Source organism: Streptomyces sp. CAI-85 (genome assembly GCF_013363615.1).
In the GTDB taxonomy this organism is placed as follows: Bacteria; Actinomycetota; Actinomycetes; order Streptomycetales; family Streptomycetaceae; genus Streptomyces; species Streptomyces antibioticus_B.
Genome location: NZ_JAANNX010000160.1, coordinates 1 through 2,303 on the forward strand (window position 1 = coordinate 1; position 2,303 = coordinate 2,303).

At 65.6% G+C, this 2,303-nt stretch carries 1 protein-coding gene; it reads left to right on the forward strand.

The window, feature by feature from the left end:
• Positions 1-2,105 (forward strand): elongation factor G (fusA, locus tag G6W55_RS37370; RefSeq protein WP_254876594.1); only part of this gene is annotated, 2,105 nt, incomplete at its 5' end.
• Between the last annotated feature and the right edge of the window lie 198 nt (positions 2,106-2,303).

Sequence of the window (2,303 nt, forward strand, 5' to 3'; positions counted from 1 at the left end):
TGGCCAAGGTCCGCAACATCGGGATCATGGCCCACATCGACGCGGGCAAGACGACCACCACCGAGCGGATCCTGTTCTACACCGGTGTGTCGTACAAGATCGGTGAGGTCCACGACGGCGCTGCCACCATGGACTGGATGGAGCAGGAGCAGGAGCGTGGCATCACGATCACGTCTGCTGCCACCACCTGTCACTGGCCGCTCGCCGACGTCGATCACACGATCAACATCATCGACACCCCGGGTCACGTCGACTTCACCGTCGAGGTGGAGCGTTCCCTGCGTGTGCTCGACGGTGCCGTGACGGTGTTCGACGGCGTGGCCGGCGTCGAGCCCCAGTCCGAGACCGTGTGGCGTCAGGCGGACCGCTACGGCGTCCCGCGCATCTGCTTCGTCAACAAGCTGGACCGCACGGGCGCCGAGTTCCACCGCTGCGTCGACATGATCAGCGACCGTCTGGGTGCCCAGCCGCTCGTCATGCAGCTCCCGATCGGTGCCGAGGCGGACTTCAAGGGTGTCGTCGACCTCGTCACCATGAAGGCGTTCGTCTGGTCCGCCGAGGCGACCAAGGGCGAGATGTACGACATCGTCGACATCCCGGACACCCACACCGAGGCTGCCGAGGAGTACCGCGGCAAGCTCATCGAGGCCGTGGCCGAGAACGACGAAGAGATCATGGAGCTGTACCTGGAGGGCGAGGAGCCTTCCGTGGAGCAGCTCTACGCCGCGATCCGTCGCATCACCATCGCGTCCGGCAAGTCCAAGGACACCACGGTCACCCCGGTGTTCTGCGGTACCGCGTTCAAGAACAAGGGTGTTCAGCCCCTGCTCGACGCGGTCGTGCGCTACCTCCCCTCCCCGCTCGACGTCGAGGCCATCGAGGGCCACGCCGTCAACAACGCGGAGGAGATCGTCAAGCGCAAGCCGTCCGAGGACGAGCCGCTGTCGGCCCTCGCGTTCAAGATCATGAGCGACCCGCACCTCGGCAAGCTCACCTTCGTCCGGGTCTACTCGGGCCGCCTGGAGTCCGGCACCGCCGTGCTGAACTCCGTCAAGGGCAAGAAGGAGCGCATCGGCAAGATCTACCGCATGCACGCGAACAAGCGTGAGGAGATCGACGCGGTGGGCGCCGGCGACATCGTCGCCGTCATGGGCCTGAAGCAGACCACCACCGGTGAGACGCTGTGCGACGACAAGCAGCCCGTGATCCTGGAGTCCATGGACTTCCCGGCTCCGGTGATCCAGGTCGCCATCGAGCCCAAGTCCAAGGGCGACCAGGAGAAGCTGGGCATCGCGATCCAGCGCCTGGCCGAGGAGGACCCGTCCTTCCAGGTCCACTCGGACGAGGAGACCGGCCAGACCATCATCGGTGGCATGGGCGAGCTGCACCTCGAGGTGCTGGTCGACCGTATGCGCCGTGAGTTCAAGGTCGAGGCCAACGTCGGCAAGCCGCAGGTCGCCTACCGCGAGACCATCCGCAAGGCGGTCGACCGGGTCGACTACACGCACAAGAAGCAGACCGGTGGTACCGGTCAGTTCGCGAAGGTGCAGATCGCGATCGAGCCCATCGAGGGCGGCGACGCGTCGTACGAGTTCGTGAACAAGGTGACCGGTGGCCGTATCCCGAAGGAGTACATCCCTTCGGTGGACGCCGGTGCGCAGGAGGCCATGCAGTTCGGCATCCTCGCCGGTTACGAGATGACCGGCGTGCGCGTCACCCTGCTCGACGGTGGCTACCACGAGGTCGACTCCTCCGAGCTCGCGTTCAAGATCGCCGGTTCGCAGGCCTTCAAGGAGGCCGCGCGCAAGGCTTCTCCCGTGCTGCTCGAGCCGATGATGGCCGTCGAGGTCACCACGCCCGAGGACTACATGGGTGAGGTCATCGGCGACATCAACTCCCGCCGTGGCCAGATCCAGGCCATGGAGGAGCGGGCCGGTGCCCGCGTCGTCAAGGGCCTGGTGCCCCTGTCGGAGATGTTCGGCTACGTCGGCGACCTCCGCAGCAAGACGTCGGGTCGCGCAAGCTACTCGATGCAGTTCGACTCCTACGCCGAGGTTCCGCGGAACGTCGCCGAGGAGATCATCGCGAAGGCCAAGGGCGAGTAACGCACCGCGCTACGACGCTTTAGGCTTGACCCTGGAGCCTCACGGGTCGTTCCTCCGCATTCGTGGCGGAACGACCCCGGGCCCGGGACCCAACAGCAAAGATCACCTGGCGCCGACGATCCAAGGCGTACAGAACCACTCCACAGGAGGACCCCAGTGGCGAAGGCGAAGTTCGAGCGGACTAAGCCGCACGTCAAC